Origin of the sequence: Bacillus sp. C30 (assembly GCF_040838255.1) — a bacterium.
GTDB classification, from domain to species: Bacteria; Bacillota; Bacilli; order Bacillales; family Bacillaceae_G; genus Bacillus_A; species Bacillus_A mycoides.
In genome coordinates, this window is sequence record NZ_JBFPJH010000227.1 from 1 (window position 1) to 5,408 (window position 5,408).

The following is a 5,408-nucleotide window of genomic DNA, read 5'->3' on the forward strand; positions in this document are numbered from 1 at the left end:
GTATAATAAGCATGATAAAAATTGGTTTAAATTTAATATGTTTCTTATTGTTGCTAGCAATATAAGCAAGGAAGAAAACAACGATAAGTCCCACGGAAAAAGTAATAAATTTCATAGTAAGCCCCCTAAAAGAGATATTCTGCTATATATGTTTTTCATTTCAAGGGAGAATATGCATCTTTGGTAAAGAAAGGAATAGAGAGAGCATGAATATATGTAGAGTGCACCACGTTGCAATTATTTGTTCGAATTATGAACTGTCAAAGGATTTTTATACTCGGATATTAGGTTTTAAAGCGATAAATGAAGTATATAGAAAAGAACGAGATTCTTATAAGTTAGATTTATGTGTAGGGGAAGAGTATCAAATTGAATTATTTTCATTTCCTAGTCCACCTGAGCGCCCAAGTTTTCCAGAAGCAGCTGGACTTAGACATTTAGCATTTGCTGTTACAAATATAGAAGAAGCTGTAAACCATTTAAAACAATGCGGTGTGGAGACTGAAGCGATACGTATGGATGAAATTACGGATAAAAAATTTGTCTTTTTCCAAGATCCTGATGGCTTGCCTTTAGAATTGTATGAGGCTTGAAATTGGTGAATTTTATATAGGGTTGCTTTCAAATAAATGAAGAAACTAAAGTGAAACTTCTTTTTTAAAGGAGGTGTAACTTTAGCTAAGAAAGCTAAAGGACATATGTGGATATTTTAAAATTACTGATGGTAGCCATCCTTATTGCGTTAACAGCATTTTTTGTGGCTGTTGAGTTTGCAATTATTAAGGTGCGTAGCAGTCGTATTGATCAACTCGTTAGTGAAAAACGACGAGGAGCATTGGCAGCTAAAAAAGTAACTTCGAATTTAGATGAGTATTTATCAGCATGTCAGTTAGGTATTACAATTACTGCTTTAGGGCTTGGGTGGTTAGGAGAGCCCACTATAAAACATATACTCGAGCCGTTGTTTTTAAAACTACACTTATCTCCTGCAATTGCAAGTACAGTTTCATTTATTATTGCCTTTGCAGTTATTACGTTTTTACATGTTGTCATTGGTGAACTTGCTCCGAAGACGCTCGCTATACAAAGGGCAGAGCAAGTTAGCTTATTATTATCGAAGCCAATTATTTACTTTTACCGAGTAATGTATCCGTTTATTTGGGCTTTAAATGGTTCTGCAAGGCTTGTAACAGGGTTATTCGGATTACATCCGGCTTCTGAACATGAAGTAGCTCATTCGGAGGAAGAATTACGATTAATCTTATCTGAGAGTTATGAGAGTGGAGAGATTAATCAAAGGGAATTTAAATATGTAAATAATATTTTTGAATTCGATAATAGAGTCGCAAAGGAAATTATGGTACCTCGTACGGAAGTTGTAGGTTTATATGAGGACGAACCATTTGAAACACATATTAAAATAATCGCACAAGAAAAGTACACGAGATATCCCGTATTTGGTGAAGATAAAGATGAAATTATTGGGATGGTTAATGTAAAGGATTTATTTATTCGTTATATGGATGGTAATCGAGACGAGGGGTGCTCGATTACGCCATATACAAGGCCAGTTATTGAAGTGTTAGAAAATATCCCTATTCATGATTTGCTATTACAAATGCAAAGAAAACGAATTCCATTAGCTGTATTATATGATGAATATGGTGGTACAGCGGGGATCGTTACACTAGAAGATATTTTAGAAGAAATTGTTGGAGAAATCCGAGATGAATACGATGAAGATGAACACCCGCCTATAGAGCATATAAGTGAAGGGTGTAAAATCGTAGAGGGAAAAGTGCTTATTAGTGAAGTAAATGATTTATTTGGCATACACTTAATCGCTGATGATGTAGATACAATTGGTGGCTGGATTATGGTACAAAAGCAAATCGTTGCTGAAGGAGATATTATTGAAAAACACGGCTTTTCTTTTAAAGTTCTTGAAAAGGATATGCATCAAATTAAGCGAGTTGAAATAAAGAAAGTAGAAGAATGAATGGATTTTCTATTATATAAACTTTAATAAAAAGTATATATAGAAAAATAAATGTTTGCGCTTTCAAAAAAGGTGCTATATAGTGAAAGTGGATACTGAAGAATTCATTTAATGATACTCGTATTTTATAGGGCGAATTCTTTAGATAAGGATTTAGAATGAAAAGTATAGGTGATGAAAAATGATAGCAACGAAGGATATACGTATAGAAAAAGATTTTTTAGGTGAAAAGGAAGTACCGAGTGTAGCTTATTATGGTGTACAAACATTACGTGCCGTAGAAAACTTTCCTATTACAGGATACCGCATTCATCCGTCACTCATTACGGCAATGGCAATTGTAAAAAAAGCGGCAGCGCTTGCGAATATAGATACAGGTTACTTAGCTAAAGATATCGGACAAGAAATTGCAGAAGCGGCACAAGAGATTGTTGATGGAAAGTTCCATGATCAATTTATCGTAGACCCGATTCAAGGCGGAGCAGGTACTTCAATTAATATGAATACTAATGAAGTAATTGCAAATAGAGCCTTGGAACGTATGGGATACGAAAAAGGTGAATATGCGAAAATTAGCCCAAACACTCATGTGAACATGGCCCAATCAACAAATGATGCGTTCCCAACTGGGATTCATATAGCAACTCTTATGATGCTGGAAGAACTTCTTGTTACAATGGAAGAACTTCACTCTGCTTTTCATGATAAAGCAAAAGAGTTTGATCACGTTATTAAAATGGGGCGTACGCATTTGCAAGATGCAGTTCCAATTCGCCTTGGGCAAGAATTTGAAGCATATAGCAGAGTGCTAGAGCGTGATATAAAAAGAATTAAACAGTCTCGTCAACATTTATACGAAGTTAATATGGGTGCGACAGCTGTCGGTACGGGATTAAATGCAAACCCTACTTATATAGAACAAGTTGTGAAGCATTTACGAACTTTTAGTGGTTTCCCTCTTGTTGGTGCAGAGCACTTAGTTGATGCGACGCAAAACACAGATGCATATACAGAAGTATCTGCAGCACTAAAAGTATGTATGATGAATATGTCTAAAATTGCAAATGACCTTCGTATTATGGCGTCTGGTCCACGTGTTGGGTTGGCGGAAATTCAATTACCAGCTCGTCAACCAGGTTCATCTATTATGCCGGGTAAAGTAAATCCAGTTATGGCAGAAGTAATTAACCAAGTTGCTTTCCAAGTAATTGGAAATGACCATACAATTTGCTTAGCGTCAGAAGCTGGCCAATTAGAGTTAAATGTAATGGAACCGGTATTAGTATTTAATTTAATTCAATCCATCAGTATTATGAATAACGGTTTCCGTGTATTCCGTGAATACTGTATAAAGGGAATTACAGCGAATGAAGAGTTGCTTAAGCAATATGTTGAAAAAAGTGTTGGAGTTATTACAGCAGTGAATCCTCATATTGGTTATGAAGCAGCTTCTCGCATTGCACGTGAAGCAATTGCGACAGGAAAATCTGTTAGGGAGCTATGTTTAGAACATGGTGTACTTACAGCAGAAGAGCTTGATATTATTTTGGATCCATATGAAATGACGCATCCCGAAATTGCTGGTGCTTCTTTATTAAAGAATAAAAAAATGTAATGTAAAAAGCACCGATCCATTTGGATCGGTGCTTTTTTTAGAAGATATTAAATACAGAGTTAAGTTGAAGTAAGCTAATAATAGCTAAGAAGATTAAACTATATTTCATTACTATTTTAAATAGAGCAGATTCTTGACCAACTAGTCCAACTGCTGCACAAGCAACTGCTACAGATTGTGGTGAAACCATTTTTGCGATTGTACCACCAACTACGTTTAATGAAACGAGAGTAGATGGTACGATGTTTAACTGATCGGCAGTTACTGCTTGAAGTGGTGCGAATAATGAACCACTTGATACGACTGAACCTGTAATGAATACGCCAATCCATCCTAAGATTGGAGAAAGAACTGGGAATGCATTTCCTGTAGAAGAGAATGCAAGTCCAAGTGTAGATGACATACCAGAGTAGTTTTCTACGTAAGCTAAAGCGATAACGCTACAAATTGTATATACTGGAACTTTTAGTTCTTTTATTGTTTCGATCATTAATTCTTTAATCATTTTGCCGTTTACACGGTAGACGATAAGTGAAACGATGATTGCTAATACAATCGCAGTAGTTGTAGAAGAGAATACATCTAGTTTGAAAATCGCTGCGAAAGGTGTATCAGCCTTTGTAATTGGTGCAGTTTTCATAACCGCATTATGAAGACCAGGGAATTGAATGTTAAATACTAAGTTTGCCAATGGACCATCCGGAGCAAATAAAGCTTTAATTGGTTTTAAATTAAAGATTGTTACAAATGCAGTTAAGAATACGAATGGGGACCAAGCATATAAAATTTGATTGAATGTATGAGATTCTTTTTCTTCTTGTTTTTCTTCTTTAGCAGAAGATTTTGGTTGCCAAACACGTAAGAATAATGTAAGAGCGACCATACTTACGACTGCTGCGAAAATATTAGTAAGTTCAGCGCCTAAGAAGTAAGTCACAAGGAACTGAGTAATTGCGAAAGAAACACCACTTACAAGAATACCTTGCCAAGTTTCTTTAATGCCTTTAAATCCATCTACCATTGAAACAAGTAAGAACGGTAAAACAATGCTAATGAATGGCAAAATGTAAACAGCTTGACGACCGACAGTTAATGCATCTAGCCCAGTTAATTGTGCAGGTACTGTAACTGGAATACCCATAGCACCCATAGCACCACCAGCGATATTAGCTACTAAGCAAATACCTGCTGCTTTTAATGGATTAAAGCCCATACCTACAAGTAATGCAGCTGTAATAGCAACTGGAACACCGAAACCAGCCGCGCCTTCTAAGAAAGCACCGAAAGAATAAGCGATTAATAATACTTGTAAACGCTGATCATTTGTAATACTTGAAATGCTATCACGAATGACATTGAATTGTTCTGTTTTAACAGTTAATTTGTAAAGGAAGATAGCTGCGATAACGATAGTACAAATTGGATAAAATCCAGATAAAACACCGAATCCGGCAGATGCTACAGCTACAGTTGCGGGCATTTTATAAACAAATATAGCAAGAATAATAGCGACGATCACACTATAAAGCCCAGCCATGTAACCTTTCATTTTGAATCCCACTAAACAAATAATGAAGCAAAAAATTGGGAGTGCTGCGATTAGTGCAGATAACCAAATATTGTTTAATGGGTCATAAATTTGTGTCCAAGTACTCATAATAATGACAACTCCTATCTATTATATGTGAATAAATTCACATTATTTGTGAAACTATTCACAATCAACTTACATGCTTAGTATATTCTCCTTCAACACTATTGTCAACGTGAAAAAGTATAATTATTCCATAATAG

Annotated in this window: 5 protein-coding genes; 3 read left to right on the plus strand and 2 right to left on the minus strand. The window is 35.5% G+C overall.

Annotated features, from left to right (window positions below):
- Nucleotides 1–115: Na+ dependent nucleoside transporter N-terminal domain-containing protein (locus AB3X49_RS17005; RefSeq protein WP_367963553.1), on the minus strand; the 115-nt coding region annotated here is incomplete at its 3' end.
- Nucleotides 116–206: 91 nt separating this feature from the next.
- On the opposite strand from AB3X49_RS17005, the gene gloA2 reads away from it, so the two are divergent.
- The 3 genes from gloA2 to aspA all read left to right on the plus strand — a co-directional run bounded on the left by gloA2 (nucleotide 207) and on the right by aspA (nucleotide 3,614).
- Nucleotides 207–593 (plus strand): SMU1112c/YaeR family gloxylase I-like metalloprotein, encoded by a 387-nt coding sequence (gene gloA2 / locus AB3X49_RS17010; RefSeq protein ID WP_001017670.1) that lies wholly within the window; start codon nucleotides 207–209, stop codon nucleotides 591–593.
- 107 nt (nucleotides 594–700) lie between these two features.
- Nucleotides 701–1,999, plus strand: a complete 1,299-nt coding sequence (locus AB3X49_RS17015) for a hemolysin family protein (protein WP_016093357.1) — start codon at nucleotides 701–703, stop codon at nucleotides 1,997–1,999.
- A gap of 181 nt (nucleotides 2,000–2,180) precedes the next feature.
- Nucleotides 2,181–3,614: an aspartate ammonia-lyase gene (gene aspA / locus AB3X49_RS17020; protein ID WP_002010496.1), complete on the plus strand. Its 1,434-nt coding sequence runs from the start codon at nucleotides 2,181–2,183 to the stop codon at nucleotides 3,612–3,614.
- 37 nt (nucleotides 3,615–3,651) lie between these two features.
- On the opposite strand, the gene AB3X49_RS17025 is transcribed toward aspA, so the two are convergent.
- On the minus strand, nucleotides 3,652–5,271 hold the full coding sequence (locus AB3X49_RS17025) for a lactate permease LctP family transporter (protein WP_002029741.1): 1,620 nt from the start codon (nucleotides 5,269–5,271) through the stop codon (nucleotides 3,652–3,654).
- Between the last annotated feature and the right edge of the window lie 137 nt (nucleotides 5,272–5,408).